Annotated in this window: 23 protein-coding genes; 17 read left to right on the top strand and 6 right to left on the bottom strand. The window is 68.0% G+C overall.

Features of this window, described 5'->3' with window-relative positions:
- Nucleotides 1–108: 108 nt before the first annotated feature.
- Nucleotides 109–1,218, top strand: a complete 1,110-nt coding sequence (locus tag ACERNI_RS03470) for a DUF2125 domain-containing protein (protein WP_448831880.1) — start codon at nt 109–111, stop codon at nt 1,216–1,218.
- A gap of 251 nt (nt 1,219–1,469) precedes the next feature.
- On the opposite strand, the gene ACERNI_RS03465 is transcribed toward ACERNI_RS03470, so the two are convergent.
- The 3 genes from ACERNI_RS03465 to ACERNI_RS03455 form a co-directional block, all read right to left on the bottom strand.
- The gene (locus ACERNI_RS03465; protein ID WP_448832147.1) at nt 1,470–2,441 is read right to left on the bottom strand and encodes a prephenate/arogenate dehydrogenase family protein; all 972 of its coding nucleotides are present in this window, start codon (nt 2,439–2,441) and stop codon (nt 1,470–1,472) included.
- A gap of 10 nt (nt 2,442–2,451) precedes the next feature.
- A complete protein-coding gene (hisC, locus tag ACERNI_RS03460; protein ID WP_448832146.1) occupies nt 2,452–3,555 on the bottom strand; it encodes a histidinol-phosphate transaminase in 1,104 nt (367 codons plus the stop codon).
- 169 nt (nt 3,556–3,724) lie between these two features.
- Nucleotides 3,725–4,564: a chorismate mutase gene (locus ACERNI_RS03455; RefSeq protein ID WP_448831879.1), complete on the bottom strand. Its 840-nt coding sequence runs from the start codon at nt 4,562–4,564 to the stop codon at nt 3,725–3,727.
- Nucleotides 4,565–4,919: 355 nt separating this feature from the next.
- On the opposite strand from ACERNI_RS03455, the gene ACERNI_RS03450 reads away from it, so the two are divergent.
- The 6 genes from ACERNI_RS03450 (at nt 4,920) to folK (ending at nt 11,210) form a co-directional block, all read left to right on the top strand.
- On the top strand, nt 4,920–5,204 hold the full coding sequence (locus ACERNI_RS03450; RefSeq protein ID WP_448831878.1) for a sulfurtransferase TusA family protein: 285 nt from the start codon (nt 4,920–4,922) through the stop codon (nt 5,202–5,204).
- Nucleotides 5,205–5,616: 412 nt separating this feature from the next.
- Nucleotides 5,617–6,309: a hypothetical protein gene (locus ACERNI_RS03445; protein ID WP_448831877.1), complete on the top strand. Its 693-nt coding sequence runs from the start codon at nt 5,617–5,619 to the stop codon at nt 6,307–6,309.
- Nucleotides 6,296–7,246: a hypothetical protein gene (locus ACERNI_RS03440; protein ID WP_448831876.1), complete on the top strand. Its 951-nt coding sequence runs from the start codon at nt 6,296–6,298 to the stop codon at nt 7,244–7,246. The genes ACERNI_RS03445 and ACERNI_RS03440 overlap by 14 nt, the downstream gene beginning before the upstream one ends.
- Before the next feature lie 497 nt (nt 7,247–7,743).
- Nucleotides 7,744–9,534, top strand: a complete 1,791-nt coding sequence (locus ACERNI_RS03435) for an adenylate/guanylate cyclase domain-containing protein (protein WP_448831875.1) — start codon at nt 7,744–7,746, stop codon at nt 9,532–9,534.
- A gap of 234 nt (nt 9,535–9,768) precedes the next feature.
- Nucleotides 9,769–10,584, top strand: a complete 816-nt coding sequence (gene folP, locus ACERNI_RS03430) for a dihydropteroate synthase (RefSeq protein WP_448832145.1) — start codon at nt 9,769–9,771, stop codon at nt 10,582–10,584.
- Nucleotides 10,585–10,616: 32 nt separating this feature from the next.
- Nucleotides 10,617–11,210 carry a 2-amino-4-hydroxy-6-hydroxymethyldihydropteridine diphosphokinase gene (gene folK, locus ACERNI_RS03425; protein WP_448831874.1) on the top strand — a complete coding sequence of 198 codons (594 nt, stop codon included), beginning with the start codon at nt 10,617–10,619 and terminating at the stop codon, nt 11,208–11,210.
- A 4-nt stretch (nt 11,211–11,214) separates the two neighbouring features.
- On the opposite strand, the gene hemF is transcribed toward folK, so the two are convergent.
- Both hemF and ACERNI_RS03415 read right to left on the bottom strand, forming a co-directional pair.
- Nucleotides 11,215–12,165, bottom strand: coding sequence for an oxygen-dependent coproporphyrinogen oxidase (hemF, locus tag ACERNI_RS03420; RefSeq protein WP_448831873.1), 951 nt, complete (start codon nt 12,163–12,165; stop codon nt 11,215–11,217).
- A 101-nt stretch (nt 12,166–12,266) separates the two neighbouring features.
- Nucleotides 12,267–12,740, bottom strand: coding sequence for a tRNA (cytidine(34)-2'-O)-methyltransferase (locus ACERNI_RS03415; protein ID WP_448831872.1), 474 nt, complete (start codon nt 12,738–12,740; stop codon nt 12,267–12,269).
- 718 nt (nt 12,741–13,458) lie between these two features.
- On the opposite strand from ACERNI_RS03415, the gene petA reads away from it, so the two are divergent.
- From petA to ACERNI_RS03395, 4 genes are all read left to right on the top strand, one after another.
- On the top strand, nt 13,459–13,989 hold the full coding sequence (petA, locus tag ACERNI_RS03410; protein ID WP_448831871.1) for a ubiquinol-cytochrome c reductase iron-sulfur subunit: 531 nt from the start codon (nt 13,459–13,461) through the stop codon (nt 13,987–13,989).
- Between the two features lie 35 nt (nt 13,990–14,024).
- A complete protein-coding gene (locus ACERNI_RS03405; RefSeq protein WP_448831870.1) occupies nt 14,025–15,302 on the top strand; it encodes a cytochrome b in 1,278 nt (425 codons plus the stop codon).
- A 21-nt stretch (nt 15,303–15,323) separates the two neighbouring features.
- On the top strand, nt 15,324–16,181 hold the full coding sequence (locus ACERNI_RS03400) for a cytochrome c1 (protein ID WP_448831869.1): 858 nt from the start codon (nt 15,324–15,326) through the stop codon (nt 16,179–16,181).
- A gap of 300 nt (nt 16,182–16,481) precedes the next feature.
- Nucleotides 16,482–17,309 carry an enoyl-CoA hydratase gene (locus tag ACERNI_RS03395; RefSeq protein ID WP_448831868.1) on the top strand — a complete coding sequence of 276 codons (828 nt, stop codon included), beginning with the start codon at nt 16,482–16,484 and terminating at the stop codon, nt 17,307–17,309.
- Nucleotides 17,310–17,339: 30 nt separating this feature from the next.
- On the opposite strand, the gene ACERNI_RS03390 is transcribed toward ACERNI_RS03395, so the two are convergent.
- The gene (locus ACERNI_RS03390; RefSeq protein ID WP_448831867.1) at nt 17,340–18,041 is read right to left on the bottom strand and encodes a TetR/AcrR family transcriptional regulator; all 702 of its coding nucleotides are present in this window, start codon (nt 18,039–18,041) and stop codon (nt 17,340–17,342) included.
- A 288-nt stretch (nt 18,042–18,329) separates the two neighbouring features.
- Between ACERNI_RS03390 and ACERNI_RS03385 the strand changes: the two genes are divergently transcribed.
- The 6 genes from ACERNI_RS03385 to ACERNI_RS03360 all read left to right on the top strand — a co-directional run bounded on the left by ACERNI_RS03385 (nt 18,330) and on the right by ACERNI_RS03360 (nt 24,825).
- The gene (locus ACERNI_RS03385) at nt 18,330–19,661 is read left to right on the top strand and encodes an ABC transporter substrate-binding protein (protein WP_448831866.1); all 1,332 of its coding nucleotides are present in this window, start codon (nt 18,330–18,332) and stop codon (nt 19,659–19,661) included.
- 135 nt (nt 19,662–19,796) lie between these two features.
- On the top strand, nt 19,797–20,612 hold the full coding sequence (locus tag ACERNI_RS03380) for an enoyl-CoA hydratase/isomerase family protein (protein ID WP_448831865.1): 816 nt from the start codon (nt 19,797–19,799) through the stop codon (nt 20,610–20,612).
- A 122-nt stretch (nt 20,613–20,734) separates the two neighbouring features.
- On the top strand, nt 20,735–22,333 hold the full coding sequence (locus ACERNI_RS03375) for an acyl-CoA synthetase (protein WP_448831864.1): 1,599 nt from the start codon (nt 20,735–20,737) through the stop codon (nt 22,331–22,333).
- Between the two features lie 155 nt (nt 22,334–22,488).
- On the top strand, nt 22,489–23,361 hold the full coding sequence (locus ACERNI_RS03370) for an enoyl-CoA hydratase-related protein (RefSeq protein ID WP_448831863.1): 873 nt from the start codon (nt 22,489–22,491) through the stop codon (nt 23,359–23,361).
- Nucleotides 23,362–23,411: 50 nt separating this feature from the next.
- Entirely contained in the window at nt 23,412–24,416 is a 1,005-nt protein-coding gene (locus ACERNI_RS03365) for a phosphotransferase family protein (RefSeq protein WP_448832144.1), read from the top strand.
- A 16-nt stretch (nt 24,417–24,432) separates the two neighbouring features.
- Entirely contained in the window at nt 24,433–24,825 is a 393-nt protein-coding gene (locus tag ACERNI_RS03360) for a DUF6285 domain-containing protein (protein WP_448831862.1), read from the top strand.
- The last annotated feature ends 81 nt before the right edge of the window (nt 24,826–24,906 follow it).

Below are 24,906 nucleotides of genomic sequence, written 5' to 3'. Positions count from 1 at the left end.
CGCCGCAGGCCAGGATCCGTCCCGCCAGGGGGCGTCCTGTCCTGTTGATGTCATGCGCCTTTTGCCCGCCGGCTCGCCCCGGCCCAAAGGCGTCTCAGGGAGAACCGCGTGAGCGAACAATCCGGACAACCGCCCGCCGGGCCGCGCAAGGCCGCCCGCTGGGCCCTCTATCTGCCCTATGTGCTGTTGCTGCTGGTTGTGGTCGGCGTATCAGCGTTCTGGTTCATTGCCCGCGGCCGCGTCAATGACGCGGTTGACGCCTGGCTGACGACCGAGGCCGGGCAGGGGCGCCAGTGGACCTGCCCGGAGCGCACGTTGTCGGGCTTCCCGCTGCGGTTTGAGATTTCCTGCACGCGCCCGACGTTTGACGGACAGCTTGGCGATGGCCGACGCGTTCAGGGCGAGATGGGCGGCTTCACCGCGGTGGCCCAGATTTACGATCCCAACCTTGTGGTGCTTGATTTCCGGGGGCCGGTGACCGTGCGTGAGCAGGGCCGTCCCGATGGGTTGCGGCTGGGGTGGGAGGGCTTCTCCCTCAGCGTTCGGCGCACGGCCAAGGCTTTCTCCCGCCTGTCCGTTTACATGAAGAAGCCGGTGCTGGCCGCGATCGACGGCCAGGGCGGCGAGGCGGTGATCGGCCGGGCCGGGGCCTGGGAGGCGCATGTGCGTCCCGACCCCGCAGCCCCCAACGGCGACGATATGTGGGATGTGGCCTCACAACTGGTGAAGGCGGCGATTCCGGCGACGGATGCGTGGCTGGGCAACCAGACCCCGACAACCGTCGAACTGCAGGCGGGCCTCAATCGCGCCGGGCTGTTCGCCAAGGGCGCCGGCCCCGAGCAGATCGACGCCTGGCGCGCAGCCGGCGGCCGGCTGAAGGTGGCGCTGCTGAAGCTGACCCGGGGCGACCAGATCGTTGAAGCGCGCGGCGAGCTGGGCGTCGATGACCTGCGCCGGCTCTCCGGTCAGCTGGATGTCAGGGCAGCGGGCGTTTCCGAATTGCTGGCGCGGTTCACGGGCCAGCGCGGCGCCGTGGGCGGCCTGCTGGCGGGCGGGCTCGCCATGCTTGGCGGCGGTCAGGGCGCGGGGCAGCAGGGGAATGCGGCGGATGGCCAGCCATCAGGGCCGGCGCTGACGCAGATGCCGCCGCTGGTCTTCGCCAATGGCCGGCTGATGGTCGGGCCGTTCCCGGTGATGCGCCTGCAGCCGCTGTACTGACGGCTGGCGAACAGACAAAAGGCCCGGCGCGAAATCCGCCGGGCCTTTGTTGCTGCGCGTTTTAGAGCAGTTTTCGACCAATCTGGATCGCAAACTGCTCCAATTTTCCTTGTTTTGAGCGAATTCTGGTCGATCAGCTGATTCCAGCTGACCGGAAAGCGCTCTCGCCGCCTGGCGTCGGCAGGCGACCAGAAAATGCATGTCCGGGAAGCACAACAGGTCCGGGAAGCACAGGTCCAGGAAACGCGCGCTCAGGTCGTGGCGTCATCATCATGGCGGCGGCCGAAGTCGGCCTCGGCGGTCTCCTGGCCGCTGTCGATGATGCCGCGCCGGATGGCGCGCGTGCGGGTGAACAGCTCGAACAGCGCCTCGCCATCGCCCCAGCGGATGGCGCGCGCCAGCGCGGCCAGATCCTCGTTGAAGCGCCCGATCATTTCCAGCACCGCATCCTTGTTGTTCAGGAAGATGTCGCGCCACATGGTCGGGTCGGAGGCGGCGATGCGGGTGAAGTCGCGAAAGCCGCCGGCGGAAAACTTGATGACCTCCGAACGCGTCACCTGCTCCAGATCGGCCGCGGTGCCGACGATGTTGTAGGCGATCAGGTGCGGCAGATGGCTGGTGACGGCCAGCACCAGATCATGCCGTTCGGGGCTCATGGTTTCCACATTGGCGCCCATGCCGGCCCAGAAGGCCCGCAACGTCTCCACCGCCGCCGGATCAGCGCCCTCTGGCGGCGTGATGATGCACCAGCGGTTGTGGAACAGGCTGGCGAAACCAGCGCCGGGGCCGGAGTTTTCGGTGCCGGCCACCGGATGCGCCGGGACCAGATGCACGCCCTCAGGCAGATGCGGGGCAAGCTGCGCCACGACGCTGCCCTTGACCGATCCCACGTCGGAGACGATCGCGCCGGGCTTCAGCGCTCCGGCGATGGCGGCGCCGACCTGGCCCATGGCGCCAACCGGCACGCACAGGATCACCAGATCCGCGCCGGCCGCCGCGACGGCGGCGTCGGTTCCACAGCTGTCGCCAAGGCCAAGCCGGCTGGCTTCGGCAACGGCCGTCGGGCTGGCGTCGGCAATGGCGATGGAGCCGGCGAGGCCGTGCTGGCGCGCCGCCCGGGCGATCGACGAGCCGATGAGGCCGATGCCGATGATCGCCAGCCGGCCGACCATGGGCGCCCTGGCGGCTGCTGTTGCGGTTGCGTCCACGCGGTGGCTGCCCATGTCGCTCATGTCACGGCTTCAGAAAGTCGCGCAGGGCGTCGATGACAAGACGGTTGGCTTCCTCCGAGCCGATGGTCATGCGCAGGGCGTTGGGCAGGCCATAAGACGCCACGGCGCGCAGCACCAGGCCGCGCTTCAGCAGGAATTCATCTGCGTCCCGCGCTGTCTTGCCGGGCGCGTCGGGGAAATGGATCAGCACGAAATTGCCGACGCTGGGCGTCACTTCAAGGCCAAGCGCCCGCACCTGCTCCGTCACCCAGGCCAGCCACGTCAGGTTGTGCTCGGCGGCGAGCGCCTCATGCGCCGGGTCTTCCATGGCGGCGACGCCGGCGGCAATCGCCGGGGCGCTGACATTGAAGGGGCCGCGCACCCGGTTCAGGGCGTCAATCACCTCCGGCGGGCCGAAAGCCCAGCCGATGCGCAGCCCGGCCAGGCCGTGGATCTTCGAGAACGTGCGCGTCATCAGCACGTTGGGCAGGCTGGCGGCCATCTCAAGGCCCGAGCTGTAGTCGTTGGCCCGGACATATTCGGTGTAGGCGGCGTCAATCACCAGCAGCACATGCGGCGGCAGGCCGGCGCGCAACCGGGCCATTTCGTCGTGCGGGATGTAGGTGCCGGTGGGATTGTTCGGATTGGCGACGAACACCACTTTCGTCCGCTCGGTCACGGCGGCGAGCAGGGCGTCGACGTCGGTGGTGTAATTCCGCTCCGGCGCCACGACTGGGGTTCCGCCGGCGGCGGTGATGGCGATCTTGTAGACGAGGAAGCCGTGTTCGCTGAACAGGCCTTCATCGCCCGGGCCGACATAGGTGTGGGCGATCAGGTTCAGCAGCTCGTCCGAGCCGGCGCCGCAGATGATGCGGCTGGCGTCGAGGCCGTAGCGGGCGCCGATGGCGGCGCGCAGGCGCGTCGAGGCGCCGTCAGGATAGGCCTCCAGATGGTCGGCGGCGCCCCGGTAGGCGGCGATGGCGTGCGGGCTCGGGCCCAGCGGCGTCTCGTTGGACGAGAGCTTGTAAACCCTGGCGACGCCCGGGGCTTCGCTACGGCCCGGAACATAGGGAGCGATCGACATCACGCCAGCGCGCGGAACAGGACGGGCCTCGGAATTGGCCATCAGCTTGAACTCCAGATTGTACGCGGCAGCTATAGAGGAGATCGGCGCAAAGTGGGACCCACTTTTCTGCGCCGCTACCATGGGACGCGCCATGCTGGTCGCCGTTCCCGCACTGGCGGCGTGGGCGACGCGCGCGACATGCGAACCAGGGCGTCGCCCTGGCCCCGGCTCACGCCATGCGGAACCTGTCGGCGTGGCTGCCAACCTCGGTCAGCGCGGCCCGGCCGGCTGAGGCGGGCAGGGCAGCGGCCAGATCATCCGGGGCCAGCGCCCCTGGCGCGGCGATCAGCAGCGACAGGCCGCCCGGCGCGCCAGCGCTGCCGATGACCTCCGCGCCCACGCTGGCGACAGCCGCAGCGGCGTTTTCCGGCCAGCGCTCCACCCGGGCGGCGTAGAGGATGGTTTCGCGCACCGCCGCATCGGCCAGCGGCCTGGACACCACGAACACCGGCGTGCCGGCGGGATGATCCGGGCGCTCAATGAATGGCAGGCGGGCGATGATCTTCGGCGCGGCGGCGTCGGTCAGCGCGTCCCACCACGCCAGCGAGCTGACGCCGCTGTCGGCGCGGAAAATCCCCACGTCTCCGGCCGAGCGGCCGACCGCGGCGATGACATCCGCGGCGCTGCCATGCGGCAGGTAAGGCACGGTGAAGCCGAAATGAAAGCGGGCGCTGTCGCGCATCGGGCCATCGCCGGAGCTGATGTCCGCATGCACGTTGAACGGGGCCTGCATCCAGGTGAACGTGGCGATGATCACCCGCCAGATGCCTTCTGCGGTGTCCAGCGGCAGTGAGCCGGTATGACGGCGGGCGATGGCCTGCATCATCGAGGCTTCGCGGCCAGGGCGGAAGGCTGAACCCGAGGCCTGGGTGCTTTTAACCGTGATCAGTTCGTCAATGATCTGGCTGCGGGCGATCAGCAGGCCGTGCATGTCCGCGTCGATGCGGTCGATTTCGCCGCGAAGGGCGGCAAGGCGGGCGGCGGCTTCCGCGCTGATCGGCTGTGACATGGAGGTTTTCCTGCTGGTGGTACGTCAGCAAAAGCCGATGCTGCTTTTGCCAGGCAAGTTTCGTAAAATCAGACCGTTATGGCATTCCCTGGCGAGACGGGCGGCGCTTCGCGGAGGAAAATGCGACAGAACGGGAGGCATGGCCCATTCGCGGTTGCAGGGCAATGCGAAAGCGTCATTGTGCGGCACAACTAGTTCAAATCCCGGGGCGCGGCGTCAAGCCCGCCGCCGCGCGGGCGCGGGATATTTTGCGCGGGGCCGCAATTTTTCGCGCCAGCTTTTGACCCTGCGCCGCCCCTTCCTTAATGACGGCGTGGCGGGCGTCGCCCGCTGTTCTGGATAATGGAGAGGAGACATGACGTCGTCACACACGCGTGACGCGGACGATGGCGCAGCAACCTTGCGTGAACTCGATCTGCGCGGACTGAAATGCCCGCTTCCGGTGCTTTACGCCCGGCGGACGCTGGCTGGCATGGCGCCTGGCGCGCGCCTGCGCGTGCGCTGCACCGACCCCATGGCGGCGATCGACATTCCCCATATGGTGCATGAAGCCGGGCACCGGCTCGCGGGCTCCGTTCACAGCGGGCCATTGCTGACCTTTGATATTGTCCGGGGCGATGACGCTCCGCCCCTGGGATAAGCCAGCGGTCCGGCCCCGCCATGCGCCGTCCGGAGCGGCGAAGCGACTGCCGGCGCAAGAGGGGCTGCCGGCAATCTGTTGATGCTCCGGAAATGTCAAATTCGCGCTGCCGGCGCGCGACGGGAGGCTGGCGGCGAGGGTGGCCGCGCCTGGCCCCGCATCAGCATCTGCGGCGGTCCTTCGGGCCTGTTCCTGCCGTTACGGCTGCTGGCCGCTGCGGCCCGTACGGCGCCCCCCCCCGCCATGTGTTCACTTCCGTTGACCGCGCGCGTTGCCGTCGGCGGCATGAAGTTGCATGTTATCAAATATATTTTGTTTGATCCTGCGCGTGACGAAACTGCGTTGAAAACGGATCATGGCGGTTGGCTCCGGGCCTCCGCATCCGTATGCTTTGGTCATCCGGAGCAACACCATGCGCGTTACCTTGTCGCCAGTCGTGCGGAACTTTGGCGCCAATGACCGCGACGCCTTATGGGGGGCCAGCCCGCAGCCGGGTATGGCCCCAGACGTTCGGGAGCCGGCTTTTTCCCCGCCGCCGGCCGGCGCGCCTTGCCCAACGCTCCCCGACCTCCCCGATCTGCCCGATGATCTGGCCGCCGCCGCCCTGACGTTGCAGCAGGTTGACGGCGAAACGCTGGATCCGGCTCTCCAGGCCTGGCTACAGCCGCTTGGCGGCGCGCAATCATGTGACCAGGGCGCCGGCGTCGTGGCGCCGCTGGACCCCTTTTGTGCCCTCGCGCCGGCGGCTCCTGCCAGCGCGACGGGTTTTGCCGGCGCGGCAGATCCCGCCAGCGGGTCTGGCCTGTTTGCGGACCGCGACGCGCTCGCCGACCTGGCGCGGGCCTGCCTGTCCGCGACGCCGCCAGCGTCTCCTGTCCGGTCTGGCGGGTTGCACATGGCGATTGAGGCGGTGAGCGCCAGCGTCTCGGCCCCCGGCGCCGATGGCCGGGCGCAACTGCACTTCGATCCGAAGTTCGACAATTGTGACCCGGTCGTTATCAGTCTTGGCCGCGAACAGGCCCTGGCTTTGGCCCACGCCCTGGCGGGCCGCCTCGCCGAATGGGGCGACGACAGTGCGGCGGGAGCGTTTGATGCGGCTGTCTGATCCGCGCGCCCAGGCGGCCATGGTCATCGCCTGCGCCGTGATTCCGCTGCTGTTTTCGCTCTGGCTGCGGGCGGCGATCGTCGGCTTGCCGCTGGTGCTGTTTTTCGCTGGCATCGCCATCGCCACCACATTTGCCGGCCATGTCGCCGGGTTTTTCGTCCTGGCCACGTCGGTTGTCGCCGCTGTCGTCGCCATGCGGTCGCCGCCGTGGAGCTTCACGCTCGGGCTGTCGCCGAACGGTTTCGTCTTCATCGGCGGCTATGCCGTTGCAGGGCTGGTCGTCTATCTGCTGGCGGCGCAGCAGGCGGCGCGGGCGGCCAGGGAGGCCCGGCAGACGCGGCAGGTGCTGGTGTTGTCCGGAGCCCTGAGCCGCTGGCTGGGGCGCAACGCCCGGGTTGCGGCGGGCCTGATGCGCGCCATGGATCATATGGACCCTGGCCTGCTGACCGACGTGGCGCGCGAGCGCATGCTGATGACGGCCCAGGTCGAGCGGTTGATGCGGGGCCATATGACGCCGGAGGGCGGGGACCCGTCCAGCGTCATGACCGATCTGTGCGAGGACATCATCCGCGCCGGGCGCCACGCGGATCTGCGTGGGGAAATCGCCATCGCGCCCATGGAGCTCGACCACGAGGATTTCGTCCGGTTGTGCCTGGTGCTGGCGGACCTGCTGTTTCTCGCCTTGCGGGAGAAGCCATCATCCGCGGAGCCATTGCGGGTCAGCCTCACCCTGGAGGGCGGCGAGGCGGTGCTGGCGCTGACCTGGTTGCGGGCCGAGGCGCCGTCACCGGCGGCGGCCGCGCATAACCTCATGACGGAACGGGTCGCCGGCCGCGTGGCGCGAAGCCTTGGCGGCGCCCTGCACTGGGGCGCCCGGCATCCGGGGCAGGCGTCCTCGGCGCTGCGCTTTCCCGTTCACAGCCGGCGCGCTGGCTGAACGCCAACCTGCGACGTCATCCGGCGCCTGGGGGCGGTTGCCTGATGTCAGGCCCGCCATTGCATCCTGGTCTGGGGCGTCTGCGCGCCGATGCGCGCCACACGCCTTCCACTTTCCGCTTTTTGCGCCCACGCGCGCGGCTGACACCAGGTTGGCTCCAGGTTGACGCCAGGTTGGCGCCAGGCTGATGCGGGACAGGCGCGGGGCAGGCGTGCGCGTGGGGGCGCCAGGGCTGGCGCGGTTACAGGGCCGGGCTTGAGGCCATGAGGCCAGGGTTTCCCAGGTTCCCCGTTTTTTTTGTCCAGGCCGGATTTTTTTGCGCGTCGCGCCTTGCGCGCGTCATTTTGAATTGCCCATCTCCGGCATGGCCGTGTCAAAAAATCTCACGGCGCAATGCGGCAGGTTGACCACCCGTGGCGGAATTCCCGCCGGCGAGGCCATATCTGTTCAGAAGCCGGTTCGCCGAGGCGCCGGCAGCGGGAATTGGGAGAGGCGTCATGAACAGGCTGTTGCTGGGGTCGCCGGCGCAACGGCTGCGGCTGACCTCGGGCCTTGTCCTGTTCGCTTTCGCGGGAACACATTTCCTCAACGTCGCGCTGGGGCTGGTCAGCCTTGACATCATGGAGGCGGCGCGGCTTGCGCGGACGGCCGTGACCCGCTCGCTCCCTGGCTCGATCATCCTGGGACTGGCCCTGGCCACGCATGTGGTCCTGGCGCTGGCGCGGGTGGGTGGAAAACGCACGCTCCAGTTGCGCGGGTGGGAGTGGGCGCAGTTGCTGTCCGGTTTCGCCATCCCGTTTTTGCTCATCCCGCATATCGTCAATACCCGCGTTGCCTTTTCGGCGCTCGGCGTCAATGACAACTATGCCTACGAACTGGCGCGGCTTTGGCCAGGCGCCGGGGTGTCCCAGTCGTTGTTGCTGTTGCTGGTCTGGGCCCATGGTTGCCTCGGCCTGCACATGTGGCTGCGCGAAGCGCACTGGTACGCCCGCTGGGCGCCGTGGCTGCTGTCCGGCGCGGTGCTGGTTCCGGCCCTCGCGCTCGCCGGGTTCGTTGCCGAGGGGCGGCGTCTTGATGTGGATCTGGCGGACCCCGCAGCCATGGAGGCGCTGAAGCAGACCGTCCGCTGGCCATCGGAGGCCGGCGAAGCGGCGCTGGCTGGCTGGCGCGATCTGGGGCAGCGCTGTTTCTACGGTGGGGCGGCGCTGGCCCTGGCCTTTGCCGTCGGGCGGCTGGCGGCGTCGCGCCTTGCCCGTCGCACCGTCAGCATCCAGTATCTCGACGGGCCGCGCGTGCACGGCGCGCGCGGGGCGACCATTCTCGAAATCGGCCGCGCCAATGGGGTTCCGCATCTGGCGGTTTGCGGTGGGCGGGCCCGTTGCTCCACCTGCCGGGTGCGCGTGCTGCGGGGACTGGACGAGATGTCGCCCGTGGGCGAAGCCGAGCGGATGACGCTGCGGTCCATCGGCGCCGAAGCTGACGTGCGGCTCGCCTGCCAGGCGCAGCCGCGCGGCGCGGTGGTGGTGCAGCCGCTGCTGTCGCCGGCGCGCGGCAAGGCGCGCCAGGCGCAGGCGAGCCTCAAGGCGGTCGCCAGCCTGGAGGCTGGCGGCGTTGAGCGGCGCTTCACCGTGCTGTTCGCCGACATTCGCGGCTTCACCCGGCTGAGCGAGACCAAGCTGCCTTACGACACCGTGTTCATTCTCAACCGCGTGTTCCAGCTGATGGGCGTGGCGATCGAGCAGGCCGGCGGCCGCATCGAGAAATACATGGGCGATGGCCTGCTCGCCCTGTTTCCCGAAGGCGGCGACGCGGTTGCCGGGGCAACGCGGGCGCTGCTGGCGGCGCGGGACATCGACCTGACGCTGGACCAGCTGAACCGCGAACTGGCGGCGGAGCTGGATGATCCCCTGCGGGTGGCGATGGGCGTTCACACCGGGCCGCTGGTCGTGGGCCGCATTGGCTGGGGCGACAGCGCCGCCATCACGGTGATTGGTCCAACGGTCAATGTCGCCAGCCGTATTGAATCGATCGCCAAGCAGGAGAACGTGCAACTGGCGTTTTCCGCCGCCACCGCCCAGGCCGCCGGCATCGATGCGACCGCATCGCAGCATCAGTTCCGTGGTTTCCCGGTCAAGGGCGTGGCGACTCCGGTCGCCGTGGCGCTGGCCCGCCGCGCCCGGGATGTGCGCGTTACGGCGACCCTTCCAGCGCCGGAAGCGCCGGCCGCCGCCGCCGCCGCCGGCCAGCGCAACTGGCGCGACCGGCTGCTCGGGCGCGGCGGCCACTGACAGCACGGCTGTGGACTGGACGGGCGACGGATTTGGCGCAATGAAACTGGCATGACCGAGCATCATTCTCCCGCCGGACCAGAGACCCCCCATGGATCAGGCGCGCCGTCTGGCGACGCGGTCGCGCGCCTGCTGGCCCGCGTTCGCCAGCGCCATGGACCTGTTCCTGGTTCTGGTTCTGGCCCTTCCCCAGGCGCGGATGCGGCGTGGCGGAGCGACCGGCTGCCGCTGCTGATGGGCGTGCTCAACGTCACGCCGGACTCGTTTTCCGACGGCGGCCAGTTCAACGCGCCTGACGTCGCGGCGGTCCATGCCCGCGCCATGGCGGCGGACGGGGCGGACATTATCGACGTGGGCGGCGAATCAACCCGGCCCGGCCATGCGCCAACGCCGGCGCACGAAGAAATCGCCCGGGTGACGCCGGCGATTCAGGCCGCTCGCGCCGCGCTGGCGCAGGCCGGGCTGCCGGCGGTGATCTCCATCGATACCTGGAAGGCTCCGGTCGCCAGCGCCGCGCTGGCGGCGGGAGCGGCGATCGTCAACGATATCTGGGGCTTGCAGCGCGACCCCGACATCGCCCGGGTCGCGGCGGAGCACGGCGCCGGCGTCGTCATCATGCACAACGCCGAAGCGCTGCAGCCAGACGCTGATGTGATGGACCTGTTCCGGCGCTTCTTCGACCGCTCGCTGGCCATCGCCGCCAGGGCGGGGGTGCGCGACGATGGCATGGCGCTGGATATCGGCTTCGGCTTCGGCGCGACGCGCGCCCAGCACCTGGACGCCATACGCCGGCTCCCTGAGCTGCGCGCCTGCTACGGTCTGCCCGTGCTGGTCGGCGTCTCGCGCAAATCGACCATTGGACTGCTCACCGGCCGTCCCGTCGAACAGCGGCTTGCCGGCTCGCTCGCCGGTCACGTCCTGGCTTTGGCCTTTGGCGCGGACATGATCCGCGTCCATGACGTCGCCGCGCATCGCGACGCCCTGCGCATTGTCCAGGGGGTGATGGCGCCGGAGCCGGCGCTGGCGTCCGCTGCGGAGCGTGAGGCATGAGCGGGGGGAAACGGCGGGGAGAAGGTGAGAGGGTGTCCGCGGACGCCGCCCTGACGCGGGCTGTTCCGGCCGAGGCTCTTCCGGCACAAGCTCTTCCGGCACAAGCTTTTCTGACACAAGCTTTTCTTGGGCTTGGCGGTAACCTCGGCGACGTGGCGGCGCGTTTCGACGCCGCCATCGCCTTGCTGGCCGGGACAGAAGGGGTGGAGGTGCGCCGGCGTTCGGCGCTGTGGCGCACGCCGCCCTGGGGCGACCCTGACCAGCCGCCGTTTCTCAATGCCTGCGTGGAGATTGGGGCAAGCCTGACGCCACTGGCGTTGCTGCGCCTGTGCCTCGACATTGAGCGGCGGCTGGGCCGCGACCGCCAGGCGCCGCAGGCCCGGCGCTGGGGGCCGCGCCCCATCGACATCGACCTGCTCGACATGGCTGGCGTGGCGCTTGATGAGCCGGAGCTGACCCTGCCGCACCCACGGCTCGGCGAGCGCGCCTTTGCCCTGGCGCCGCTGGTGGAGCTGGCGCCAGACCTGCCGGTGCGGGTGCGCGACGGGGACCGCATCCTCCAGATGCCGGCGCGGCAGGCGCTGGCGCGCCTGTCGATGCAGGGGCTGGAGCGACTGGGAGGCTGAGGGGCTACGGCCAGCGCACCGTCGGCGGCATCGACGACAGGATCGAGGCGATGTTGCCGCCCGTCTTCAGCCCGAACACCGTGCCGCGATCGTAGAGCAGGTTGAACTCGACGTAGCGGCCGCGCCGCACCTGCTGCTCCAGCCGCTCCTCCTCACGCCATGGCTTGCCCATGTTGGCGCGGACGATGGCCGGATAGATGTCGAGGAAAGCCTCGCCGACGCTGCGGGTAAAGGCCATGTCCGCGTCGAAATCGTCGTTCCAGACATAGTCGTAGAAAATGCCGCCGATGCCGCGCATCTCGTTGCGGTGCTTCAGGAAAAAGTACTCGTCGCACCATTCCCGGTAGCGCGGATAGTCCGCGTGCGGATGGCCGGCGCAGGCGGCGGCCATGGCGGCGTGGAACGCCTGGGCGTCGGGGTCGTCCTGGCCGCGCCGGGCGTCGAGCATGGGCGTCAGGTCGGCGCCGCCGCCGAACCACGGCTTCGAGGTGACCACGAAGCGCGTGTTCATGTGCACGGTCGGAAGCTGGGGATGCCAGGGGTGGGCAATGAGCGAAATGCCGGCGGCCCAGAAGCCAGGATGGGTGTCCGTGCCGGGGATCTGGCCGCGAAACTCCGGCGCGAACTCGCCATGCACTGTGGAAACATGCACGCCGGCTTTCTCGAACACCCGGCCGTGCAGCAGGCCCATGGTCCCCCCGCCGCCAGGGGCGCCGGTGTGATCGGTGCGGGTCCACGGCGTGCGCACGAAGCGGCCAGGCCTGTCGCGAAGCGCCTGCGGCATGTCCGCAGCCCAGGCGGCGGCGGGCATGCCGGCGGCTTCATCCTCAAGCTTCTCGAAAGCCGCGAAAATTCGCTCCTGAAGTGCGGCGAACCACGCGGCGGCGCGCTCCTTGTAACCATCGAGGGTTGCCTCGGGGGGCAACTGGGCCGGCTTGCCTGCGGGATTGGTCACGTCGCTTCTCCATCTCTGGCGTATCCGTAACGCCAGCCTGTATCTGACGCCATAGGCGCCGTTGCGCCATGGGCGAAATTGACCAGGGGGCGCCCGCAGCCCTACGCGCCCGCAACAGCGCGCGGCCAGCCCCCGGTCTGGCGCAGCGCTTCGGCGGCGAATATCGCGGCCGCCATGGCGACGTTGAGCGAGCGCATGCCATGCGCCAGCGGGATATGCACCGCCGCGTCAGCCGCCGCATGGACATAGTCCGGCGCGCCGGCGCTTTCCCGCCCCAGCAGGAGCGTGTCATCTGCCGCGAAGCTGAAGTCCGGCAAGGCGACGGAGCCCATGGTGGTGGCCAGCACCAGCCGGCCGCCGCGCGCCGCGTGCGCCTCCTGAAAGGCGCGCCAGGAGGCGTGACGGGCGATGCGCACATTGTCCAGATAGTCCATGCCCGCGCGGCGAAAATGCCGGTCCGTCACCGGAAAGCCGGCGGGCTCGATGATATCAACCGCCACGTCGAGGCAGGCGCCCAGGCGCAGGATCGCGCCCGTGTTTTGTGGAATGTCCGGTTGAAACAGCGCAAGGCGCATGGGGGCCGTCCTGAACATGGCGCGCGCATGCGGCGCGCCGCAACAGCCGCCGTCATGCAGCGTCGCGATCGGTGATACTGCCGGCTGCCGCCGCCGGGCGCCCGCGCCGGGGCGGGCGGGGCCAGCTTCGCGGCGCATCATGTATCGCCGGGCTGGCGAAAGCGATCCCCGTCTTTGCCATGGCCGGCGCTGGCCGCGCGGCGCCCACCCCGCCGTTCTGGCCGGCCGCGACCGCCATCGCCCAGGCGGGCCACGGGCATGATCTGATTCACTTTATGAAGAAAAATCACGTCGGAGAGGGGCGGCCAGGGGCGTTTTTCCGGGGGGGGGGGCGGGCGCTGGGGCGCAATTGTGTCGCCGTCAGGTGGCGCGGAATGCCGCATGTGGTTTTTTGTTGACGACAGCGCCGAGTGTGGCGGAAACACGGCGTTATCAAGGAAGTGGTTGCGTGCAATCCTTTTGCATCCGCCTGTGAGCAACGGACGGCGCGCGGCCAGCTTGCGCGCCAGCGCTTGGCAGCGACGGGCTGCCTGTGCTGGTATGGACACCACTTTTGAAGCATGCCAAAGAGCCGCATGGCGACTCCCATCGTCGCGCGCAGTTTCTGGCGTGGGTGTTTCGCGTGATATCGGCGCTGTCCGGTCCGGCGCTCCGCGCCCGGTTTGCAGCGGGACGGGCCGATGTCGCCGGGCGCCGTCCACTTTTGTAGGAGCCGATTGTGGCCGAGACCGTACCATCCGCCGAGCCGACCCGGCGTGACTTCCTCCTGATCGCCACCGGGGCCGTCGGCGCTGTCGGCGCCGCCGCTGTTGCATGGCCTTTCATCGCGCAGATGCAGCCGGACGCCGCCACCATCGCGGCTGGCGCGCCGGTCGAGGTCGACCTGACGCCGGTCGCGGAAGGCCAGATCCTCAAGCTGTTCTGGCGCGGCAGGCTGATTTTCGTCCGTCATCGCACCAAGGCCGAGATCGCGTCCGCCGCCAATGTGGACGTCGCCTCCCTTCGTGACCCGCAGCCCGACTCGGCGCGCGTCAAGGAAGGTCACGCCCAGTGGCTGGTGGTGTACGGCAACTGCACCCATCTCGGCTGCGTGCCGCTCGGACATCAGGGCCAGTACGAAGGCTGGTTCTGCCCGTGCCACGGCTCGGTGTTCGACACGTCTGGCCGCATCCGCCAGGGGCCGGCGCCGACCAATCTGCCGATTCCGCCCTACACATTCGTCTCCGATTCGAAGATCACGATCGGCTGAGGCGCAACGACCATATTCTGGAGCAGGCGACCATTATGGAAGGCCATTCTGTTTACGTCCCCAAGAGCGGCTTCACAAAGTGGCTCGAGGCCCGGCTGCCGATTATCAGCCTCACGCACTCGTCGGCGGTCGCCTATCCGGTTCCGCGCAACCTGAACTATTTCTGGACCTTCGGCGCCATCCTCACGATGATGCTGGTGGTGCAGATCGTTACAGGCGTCGTGCTGGCCATGCACTATGTGCCTAACGCCAAGCTGGCGTTCGCATCGGTCGAATCGATCATGCGCGACGTCAACTTCGGCTGGCTGCTGCGCTACATGCACGCCAACGGCGCGTCGATGTTTTTCATCGCCGTTTACATCCACATCTTCCGCGGCATGTACTACGGCTCCTACAAGGCGCCGCGCGAGGTGCTGTGGATCCTTGGCGTGATCATCTTCCTGCTGATGATGGCCACCGCCTTCATGGGCTACGTGCTGCCGTGGGGCCAGATGTCGTTCTGGGGCGCCACCGTCATCACCAACCTGTTCTCGGCCTTTGACGAGATCATCCCGGGCGTTGGCACCTGGATCGTCACCCTGCTGTGGGGTGGTTTCGCGGTCGACAATCCGACCCTGAACCGCTTCTTCGCGCTGCACTACCTGCTGCCGTTCATGCTGGCGGGCGTCGTCGGCCTGCACATCTGGGCGCTGCACCACGTGGGCCAGAACAATCCGACCGGCGTGGAAGTGAAGAACATCCGCAAGGACACGGTGCCGTTCACCCCCTACGCGACCGTCAAGGACGCGGTGGGCGTGGTCTTCTTCCTGATCCTGTTCGCCTGGTTCCTGTTCTACATCCCGAACTTCATGGGTCACGCCGACAACTACATCGAGGCCAACCCCTCGGTGACGCCGGCCCACATCGTTCCGGAATGGTACTTCCTGCCGTTCTACGCGATCCTGCGCGCCATCCCCTCCAAGCTTGGCGGCGTGCTGGCGATGTTCTCGGCAGTGCTGATCCTGGCGTTCCTGCCCTGGCTGGACACGTCGAAGGTGCGCTCGGGCAGCTACCGCCCGGTGTTCCGGGTGTTCTTCTGGCTGTTCGTCGCCACCTGCGTTGTGCTGGGCTGGCTCGGCGCCAAGCCGGCCGAAGGCGGCTACACCCTGGCGGCGCAGGTTCTGACCGTGTTCTACTTCGCCTACTTCCTCATCGTCCTGCCGCTGCTTGGCCTGTTTGAGACGCCGCGTCAGTTGCCCGGCTCGATCGCCGAGGCCGTGCTCGCCAAAAAGGCGAAGAGCGCGGCGCCGGCTGATGCGTCGGTCAATGGCTGAGCCGTGAAGGGGAATCGTCAAATGAAGCTTACGAAACTCCTGACCGCCGGCGTGTTCGCGGTGGTTCTGGGCGCCCTGTCGGCGCCGGCGCAGGCCTCCGAGGCTGGCCCGACGCCGCCGCAGGTTAACTGGTCGTTCTCCGGCCCGTTCGGCAAGTTCGATCCGCAGCAGCTGCAGCGCGGCTTCAAGGTGTATCGCGAAGTTTGCGCCGCCTGCCATTCGCTGAAGTACGTTGCGTTCCGCAATCTGTCGGAGCCGGGCGGACCGCTGTTCACGCAAGGTCAGGTCAAGGCGCTGGCCGCCGAGTACAAGGTGCAGGACGGTCCCAACGACGCCGGCGAAATGTTCGAGCGTCCAGGCCGCCCGGCTGACCACTGGCCAAGCCCGTTCCCGAACGATAACGCCGCCGCCGCCGCCAATGGCGGCAAGGCGCCGCCGGACCTGTCGCTGATGGCCAAGGCCCGCACCTATGAGCGCGGCTTCCCCACCTTCGTGTTCGACATGTTCACCCAGTTCGCCGAGCAGGGGCCGGATTACATCCACGCCCTGCTGACGGGCTATGTGGAGAAGCCGAAGGACTTCAACCTTCCGGCTGGCGGAACTTACAACAAGTATTTCCCCGGCCATGTCATCGCCATGCCGAACCCGATCAACGACGGCCAGGTGGACTACAAGGGGCCGGATGGCAAGCCGCAGGCTCCGGAAACCATCGACCAGTATGCCAAGGACGTCTCGGCTTTCCTGATGTGGACCGCCGAGCCGAAGATGGAAGCGCGCAAGGCGCTCGGCTTCCGGGCGATCATCTTCCTGGTGCTGCTGGCCGGCCTGACCTATTTCGCCAAGAAGCGCATCTGGAAGAAGCTGCCTGATCCGGCCTGATCCAGAACAGCGCAACCGGCAGGGGCGCAATGCGCCCGAACCTGCCGGAACACTGAATGACGGCGACGCCGGAAGACGGAAGTCTTCCGGCGTTTGCTTTTGGCGGCTCCGATGTCATCCGCCGCCGCCAGGTTCAGGCTCCGCGCCAGCCGCGCCGGGCGGATGATGCGCTGGCCGCGTCCGCGACATGGCCGCCTTTCCGGCGCTGGTGGTTGCGCCAGCGGGCGGGAGTGGGGATAAACAGGGGCGGAGCCAGCGGTCCGTCGACGAGACCGCGGCCTGACGCAGGGAGAGAAACGGATGGCATGGACCGAAATCCTCTATGACGTGAAGGATGGCGTCGCCACGGTGACGCTGAACCGGCCGGACAGGCTGAACGCATGGACCCGGAACATGGAAGGCGAGTTGCGCCAGGCCATGGAGCAGGCCGCCGCCGATGACGCGGTGCGCGCCATCGTCATCACCGGGGCCGGTCGCGGCTTCTGCGCCGGCGCCGACATGAATCTGCTCAGCGGCCTGAGCTCGGGCGAGGAGCAGCGCGGCGGCGCCGCCGAGGATGCAGCGCGCGCCAGCAACGGCGGCGAGGGCATCGACGCCAATTACAACCGGCGCTTTTCCTGGATGCTGCGCCTGCCCAAGCCGGTGTTCGCCGCCATCAATGGCCCCATCGCCGGCATGGGCGTGTGCTTCGCGTCGTTCTGCGATTTCCGTTATGTCGCCGAGGGCGCCAAGATGACCACGGCGTTCGCCCGCCGCGGCCTGATCGCCGAGCATGGCGTCTCATGGATGCTGCCGCGCATCGTCGGCCTGACCAACGCCCTGGATCTGCTGATGTCGGCCCGCGCCGTTGAGGCAACGGAACTGGAGCGCCTTGGTTTCGGCCGTCTGCTGCCGCAGGAGGGCTTCCTGGACGCCGTGCGCGGCATCGCCCGCGATCTCACAACCAACGCCTCGCCCCGCTCCATCGGCGTCATGAAGCGCCAGGTCTATGACGCGATGTTCCAGAACCTCGACGAAGCTTGGGATGTGGCCGACCGCGAGATGGTCGCATCGTTCAGCAGCGCCGACTTCAAGGAGGGCGTGGCCCACTTCGTCGAAAAGCGCGCGCCGGCCTTTACCGGCCGCTGAAGCAGGCGTGACGTCCCTGCGGGAGCCGGTTCACCCGGGCCGGCTTCCGTTGCGCGCGGCCTGCGCGCGGGCAATTTGCCCCTGGAAGGCCAGCGCCCGCTCCAGCATCAATTGCTGCCCCTGTCCGGTCGCCGCGCCGCGCAGGGCCAGGGCATAGCCATAGCCGACGGCTGGCTGCAGGGTTTCCAGGCCAATCTCGCCATTGATCCAGTGCAGCATGACGGAACGGAAGGTGAAGTCGAGGTTGAGCAGCAGCGTGGTGGTGTCGATTTCCGGCAGCAACCAGCCGTCGCTGGCGGCGGCGTCCAGCAGGCCGATCCAGAAAGCCTCGCGTTTGGGGTTGAAGATCATGCTGCGCTCTTCCGCGCCGGTGGTCCTGAGCATGCTGCCCCACAGCGCCCGGTAGAAATCCGGGTCCTGCTCGTAATAACTCACCGCGAGCGCCGCGGCTTTCAGCACGCGCTCGAGCGGGGAGCAGGCGTCGTAGCCAGCGAAGCGGTGGCCGAAGCCCTTGATGTCCTCAAGCACCGCCAGCAGGATGGCGCCTTTTGAGCCAAACAGGTTGTAGGGGGTCGCAAGGCTGACGCCGGCGCGCGCCGCCAGCGCCCGCATCGACAGGCCAGCGTCGCCGGTTTCCCGGATGAGTTCGCGCGCGGCGTGGATGATGCGGCGGCGACGCTCGGCCTTCGCTTCCTCGCGGCGTCCCTGTGCGGCCGGCGCTGGCTGCCCCATGCATCTGCCTTTCGTGGTTTCACATTGATGTGCGATGAAGCTGACTTGCCGGGCGCTGGTCAACCCCTCCGGTCGCCCAGGCTGGAATGGCTGGCGCGTTGCCTCTCCCGGGGCGGGCTGGCGCAGTCGCCGGACCCGAGGCTGCAATGCGCCGCGCGTCGATTGACGGCGATCAATTTTTATATCACGTTTCAAAAAAATGATCGCCGGCGCTCACGCGATACCGTGGAGGCAGCCGGCTTGCGCGACGCCCACGGGTTAACCGCGGCGCGCGGCCGGGAGGAAACGATGAACGTGAACATGCCGTGGGCGCATGAAGTACCTGGCGCGCGTGAAGAAGCCGGCGCGCATGAAGAACATGGCGCCAGCCGCCCGGCCGGCCCCTGGCGTCTGGCGTTTGGCGGCCGTCGCGTCCTGCTTGGGCTGGCGCTGGCCGCCGGGTTCGCCTGGGCGCCGCCGCTCGCCGTCCCGGCGCGGGCGCAGGACAAGCCGCCGATCCGCATTGGCAATCTCGCGCCCTACAGCGGCCCGGCTTCCGCATACAGCGCCTTCGCCAAGACCGAGGCGGCCTATTTCCGCATGGTGAACGCCAAAGGCGGGATTAATGGCCGCCAGGTCGAGTTCATTTCCTATGACGACGCCTACAGCCCGCCCAAGGCGGTGGAGCAGGCGCGCAAGCTGGTCGAGCAGGATGGGGTGCTCGCCATCGTCCAGGCCGTCGGAACGCCGCCCAATGCGGCGATCATGAAATACATGAACGCCAAAAAAGTACCGCAGCTGTTCGCGGCCACCGGCGCCACCAAATTTGGCGATTACCGCAACTACCCCTGGACCATGGGCCTGTCGACGTCGGTGTATCACGTCGAGGCGGCCATGTACGCCGGGTACATTCGCGAGAAATTCCCTAACGGGAAGGTCGCGGTGATCTATCCCAACGACGACTATGGTCGCGACATTTTCGAGGGCTTCCGCAAGGCGCTGGGCAAGGACTACGACAGATATGTCGTCGCCACCGCCACCTACGACAATTCCGAGCCGACCATTGATTCGCAGATGTCGAAGCTGAAGGCCTCCGGCGCCAACATCTTCGTCAATTTCTCCACGCCGCGCTTCGCCGCCCAGGCCATCCGCAAGGCGGCGGAGCTGGGCTGGAAGCCGGACCTGCAGATCGTCAACACCACCGGCGCGTCGATTCCCATGGTGTTCAGGCCCGCCGGCCTCGACAACGCCAAAGGCGTCATCACCTCCACCTCGCTGAAGGAGGCGAGCGATCCGCGCTACCGGGATGATCCAGGCGTGCAGGAATATCTGGCCTTCATGAAGCAGTGGTATCCCGAGGGCGACCCGACGAACAACCAGAACGCCTACGGCTACATGTGCATCAAGCTGGTGCACAAGGTGCTGGAAATGGCCGGCGACGATCTCTCCCGCGAGAACATCATGAAGCAGGCGGCCAGCCTGAAGGACGTGAAGCTCGGCCTGCTGCTGGACGGCGTGCTGGTCAACACCAGCCCCACCAATTACTTTCCCATTACCCAGATGCAGCTCATGCGCTTCAATGGCGAGGGGTTCGATCCCATCGGCGCGGTTCAGAAGCATGATGTGAAGCTGTACGATTGAATGCAATCGGGCGCGCCGGCGCCGCTGCGCCCGACGAACATGTGTAACTGAAAAAGACAGGGCGACATCCGGCCCGGCGGGCCGGATGTCGCCCTGAAAAACAACCAGAAACATAACAGTCCGGGAAGAAACGCCATGACCAGCGCGCCCATCGCGCCAGATGCGTTCGCGCATCTTCTGTACGAGGTGAAGGACCATGTCGCGGTCATCACCCTCAACCGGCCCGAACGCCACAACGCCCTGAACCGCCGCGCCTATGACGAGGTGCGCGCCGCCTTCCTGGCGGCGTCCGCCGACAATGACGTGCGCTGTGTCGTGGTCACCGGCGCCGACCCGGCGTTCTGCTCCGGCGAGGACGTCAAGGAGATGATGACCGGCGAGAAGCCGGCGGCTCCACCGTTGAACGTGCAGGCCCGCCGGCCGCCGACGCCCGCCGCCATGGCGGCGCTGGAGTGCAGCGTGCCGGTAATTGCCGCCGTCAACGGCGCCGCCGTCGGCTGGGGCATGGAGCTGGCGCTCTACGCCGACATCCGCATCGCTTCGGAGAAGGCGAAGTTCGCCGAACTGTTCATCCGCCGCGGGCTGATCTGCGACGTGGGCGGCCTGCTGCGCCTGCCGGCGATCGTCGGCCCGGAGATGGCGGCGCGCCTGCTGTACACCGGCGATGTCATCACGGCGGAGGAGGCGGCGCGCATCCGCCTCGTCAGCGAGCTGGCCCCGCACGCGGAGCTGATGCCGCGCGCCATGGCGCTGGCCGGGCGCATCGCCGCCAATCCGCCGCTGGCCCTGCGCTACATGAAGGAGGGCCTGCGCCGCGCCCATGGCGGTGATCCGGCCGATATCGGCGGCTGGGCCATCGATGTGATCTATCGTCTGTTCGCCACCGAAGATCACCGGGAAGGCGTGCGCAGTTTTCTGGAGAAACGTGAGCCGGCGTTTACCGGTCGCTGAAAACGCCTGCAAACGCCGCCGCGGCGTTTGCCAACACTCGTCGTCAAACCAGAACAACAGGACGCGTTCGCGGGTCAAATCAGGCCGGACGCGCGCCAGCGGACACTCCGGGAGCCAGAGCAATGAGCACACAGCAGGCCGCAATCACGCCCGCCACGGCCGCGAACGCAGTTCCGGATGCATGGGTGCGGATTGGCGAAGAGGTGCGCGCCTCGGCGGACATGATCCTCGCCGCGCGGCGCGCGGCGCGCGGTTACAGGGAACTGGGCGTCGGGCGCGGCGATGTCGTCGCCGTCTACATGCGCAACTGTTTCACCCTCATCGAGGCAACCGTGGGGGCGGGGCTGGTCGGCGCTTATGTGACGCCGGTGAACTGGCACAACACGCCGGAAGAGGCGCGGCATGTGCTGGTTGATTCCGGCGCCCGCGCGCTGGTGATCCACGCCGACCTGTACCGCGCGGTTCAGCATGTCGTGCCGGAGGGCGTCACGGTCATCGTTGCGGAAACGCCGGATAATCTGCGCGTCGCATACCGCATCAGCGATGAAAACGCAGCGGTTCCGCCAGGCGTCGCGAACTGGGACAGCTGGCTTTCGGATCAGGCTCCCCTGGAGGAGCCATTCGAAACCTCGCCCGGTTCGATGATTTATACGTCCGGCACCACTGGCAATCCCAAGGGCGTGCGCCGCAAGCCGCCGCAGCCGGAAGAAGCGGAAGACATCACCAGGGTGCTCAGCATCGTTGGCGGCTTTGCCGACTGGCCGAAGCCGCTGAACGAGGCGACCATGCTCATTCCCGGGCCGGCCTACCACTCCAGCCCCAATGGCTGGCTGTTCGCCGGCTTCCGCATGGGCGTCAATCTCATCGTCGCGCCGAAATTCGACGCGGAAGAGATGCTGCAACTCATCGAGCGCCATCGCATCAGCCATGTGCTCGCCGTGCCAACCATGTTCGTGCGCCTGCTGGCCCTGCCCGAGGCGACGCGCAAGCGCTACGACCTGTCTTCGGTTGTGCATGTGATGCACGTCGGCGCGCCGTGCCCGCCGCATGTCAAGCATGGCATGATCGACTGGTGGGGGCCGGTCATCACCGAGCACTACGGCTCCACCGAAACCGGCGCGGTGACGCTGTGTTCGGCCCAGGAATGGCTGGACCATCCAGGCACCGTCGGCAAGGCCGTTGCGGGGTTCACGGTGGTGATCATGGATGAGAACGGCAACATCCTGCCGCCCGGCCAGGAAGGCGAGGTGGTGTGCGGCGGCCGGACCTATCCAGATTTCACCTACCACGGCGATGACGCCAAGCGGAAGAAATCGGATCGCAACGGTTTGATCGCCACCGGCGACGTCGGCTATTTCGACGCGGACGGCTTCCTGTATCTGTCCGGTCGCGCCAGCGACATGATCATCTTCGGCGGCACTAACATCTATCCGGCCGAGATCGAAGCGGAGCTGATGCGCGTTCCCGGCGTCGCCGACTGCGCGGTGTTTGGCATTCCGGACGCCGATTTTGGCGAAAAGGTCTGCGCCATCATCCAGCCCAAACCCGGCGCTGATCTTGATGCGGACGGCGTCTGCGCCGATCTGCGCCAGCGTCTCGCCAGCTACAAGATCCCGCGTCACATCGAGTTTTCGGATACGCTGCCCCGCGAGGACACCGGCAAGATTTTCAAGCGCAAGCTGCGCGAGCCGTTCTGGGCTGGCGTCGGCCGCAATATCTGAGGCGGGTCGCGCCACCGGCTCCCGCGCGGAAGGGCGCGAAAGGGGCGCGCAAGGGCGCGAAGGGGTCTTGGGGGGGGCGCGGGCGAACCGGCCCGTGGCCCTGACTGGCAAGAAAAAGACGGCGCACAAAAACCGCGTCGGCAGGGAAGGACGTCATGGACTACACGCAGATTGCTTGCGAGCAGGACGGATCGGTGATGGTCATCACCCTCAACCGTCCGGAAAAGCTGAACGCCTTCACCGGCGTGATGGGCGCGGAAATCGCTGACGCCTTCCAGCGCGCCGACGCCGACGACAGCGTGCGCGCCGTGGTGATGACCGGCGCCGGGCGGGCTTTTTGCGCCGGCGCCGATGTCTCGGCCGGCGCCAAAAGCTTTGACACGACCGATCCGCACGGCGCTGGCAATTTCGGCCAGCGTCTCGCCAGCGGCGGCCGCTCCTCCGGCGTCAGTTTTGTCCACGCCATCTTCAACTGCCGCAAGCCGTCGATCGCGGCGATCAATGGCGGCTGCGTCGGCGTCGGCGCCACGATGACCCTGCCGATGGACGTGCGCATCTGTTCGTCCAACGCCAAAATCGGCTTCATTTTCGCCCGGCGCGGCCTGGTGCCGGAGGCGGGCAGCGCCTGGTTCCTGCCGCAGATCGTTGGCCTGCCCCAGGCCCTGCGCTGGTCGATCACCGGCAATACCTTTGGCGCGGACGAGGCGCTGCGCGGCGGCCTGGTCGAGGAAGTGACGGCGCCGGAGGATCTGCTGGCCCGGGCCAAGGCCATCGCCAACGAGATGACGGCCGAGTCCGCTCCGGTTTCCGTGGCGCTGACCCGGCAACTGTTGTGGCGCTACGCGACCCAGCCCGATCCCCGGCATCTGCTGGCCATCGACGGCCCGATGTCGATGGAGCGCGGCGCCCACGCCGACGTGCGCGAGGGCGTGCAGGCGTTCCTCGACAAGCGCAAGCCGTCGTTCCCCGGCAAGGTCTCGCAGGACATGCCGTCGCAATACCCGTGGTGGGAGCAGGGGGAGCCATGAAACCGGCAACGGACGCAATCGCCGCGCGCACAACTCTCGACGACCAGGCGTTGCTCACCCATGAGCTTTCCCGCATCGCCGGGAGGCTCGCGCCCGGGGCCACGTCGGTGGCCGGCATGACGCGGCTCTCCGGCGGCGCCAGCCAGGAAACCTGGGCGTTCCGCGCCGTTGGCGACGCGACCGCCGGCGACAGCCCCCACGTCGATGTCGGGCTGATCCTGCGCCGCGCCCCTGGCGGCTGGCGCCAGGCCGACGGCGCGGCTGGCCTCGAAACCGAGGCGGCGGTGATCCGCGCCGCCGGGACCCAGGGCGTCCCCGTGCCGGAGGTGGTCTACGTCCTGACGCCGGAGGACGGCGTCGGGCGCGGCTTTGTTACCCGCCGGGTCGATGGCGAAACCATCGCCCGCAAGATCCTGCGCGATGCGGAATTCGCCCACGCCCGGACCTTTCTGGCGGAGCAGTGCGGCGGCATTCTCGCCCGCATTGCAATGGTCGACGCCGCGGCGCTGCCGCCGCTGAAGCTTGCGCCCGCGCGCCAGCAACTGGATGATTTGCTGGGGCGCTGGCGGGGCATGGGCCTGCACAAGCCGGTGTTCGAGCTGGCGTTTCGCTGGCTGGCCGAACGCTGCCCGCCCGATCCGGCGCAGCCGGTGCTGGTGCATGGCGACTTCCGCAACGGCAATCTGATCATCGGGCCAGACGGCGTGCGCGCGGTGCTTGACTGGGAAGTCGCCCATCTGGGCGATCCGATGGAGGATCTGGCGTGGATCTGCGTCAACTCCTGGCGCTTCGGCGCCCTCGACCAGCCGGCCGGCGGCTTCGGCAGCCGCGAACAGCTGTTCGCCGGCTATGAAAAGGCCGGCGGCTGCAAGGTCGATCCGCAACAGGTGCGTTTCTGGGAGGCGCTTGGCTCCCTGCGCTGGGGCATTGCCTGCACGGGCATGATCGACACCTTCCGCTCCGGTCTCGACGCCGGCGTCGAGCGGGCCATGATCGCCCGTCGCGCCTCCGAAACCGAGATCGACCTTCTCAACCTGATCGCGCCGCGGGCGTGATGCTTCTGGAGCCGCCATGCAGGACGAACCCACCCCCCAGGAGCTGCTGGCCGCCGTCGCCAGCTGGCTGCGCAACGAGTTGATGCCGGTCGCCCCGGCCGACAAGGTTTTCCACGTGCGCGTCGCCGCCAACGCCATCGACCTGGCGTTGCGGCAGCTGGCGCTGGCCGGACCGGGCGACGCCGCCGAGCGCGGCCGGCTGGCGGCCCTGCTGGGGCGGGACGGCGATCTGGCCATGCAGAACGCCGCCCTGGCGGAAGGCATCGCCTCCGGCGCCGTGGACGCGGACAATCCGGCGGTCATTGACCATCTCTACGCCACCACCCTGGAGAAGCTGGCGGTGGACCAGCCGGCTTACGCCGCCTACCGGCGCGCGGCCGGGCTGGAGACCGGCAAGACGGGCCGCTGAGTGTTCGGGCCTGTCCACGGAGCGACGCCCGCCAGGGCGTCACTTTTGCTTGACCCGCGCGTCAAACTGGCCAGGTTAGCC

The organism is Camelimonas sp. ID_303_24 (assembly GCF_053543495.1).
The sequence above is the reverse complement of the archived record's forward strand: the minus strand, read 5'-3'. Positions and strand labels throughout refer to the sequence as shown.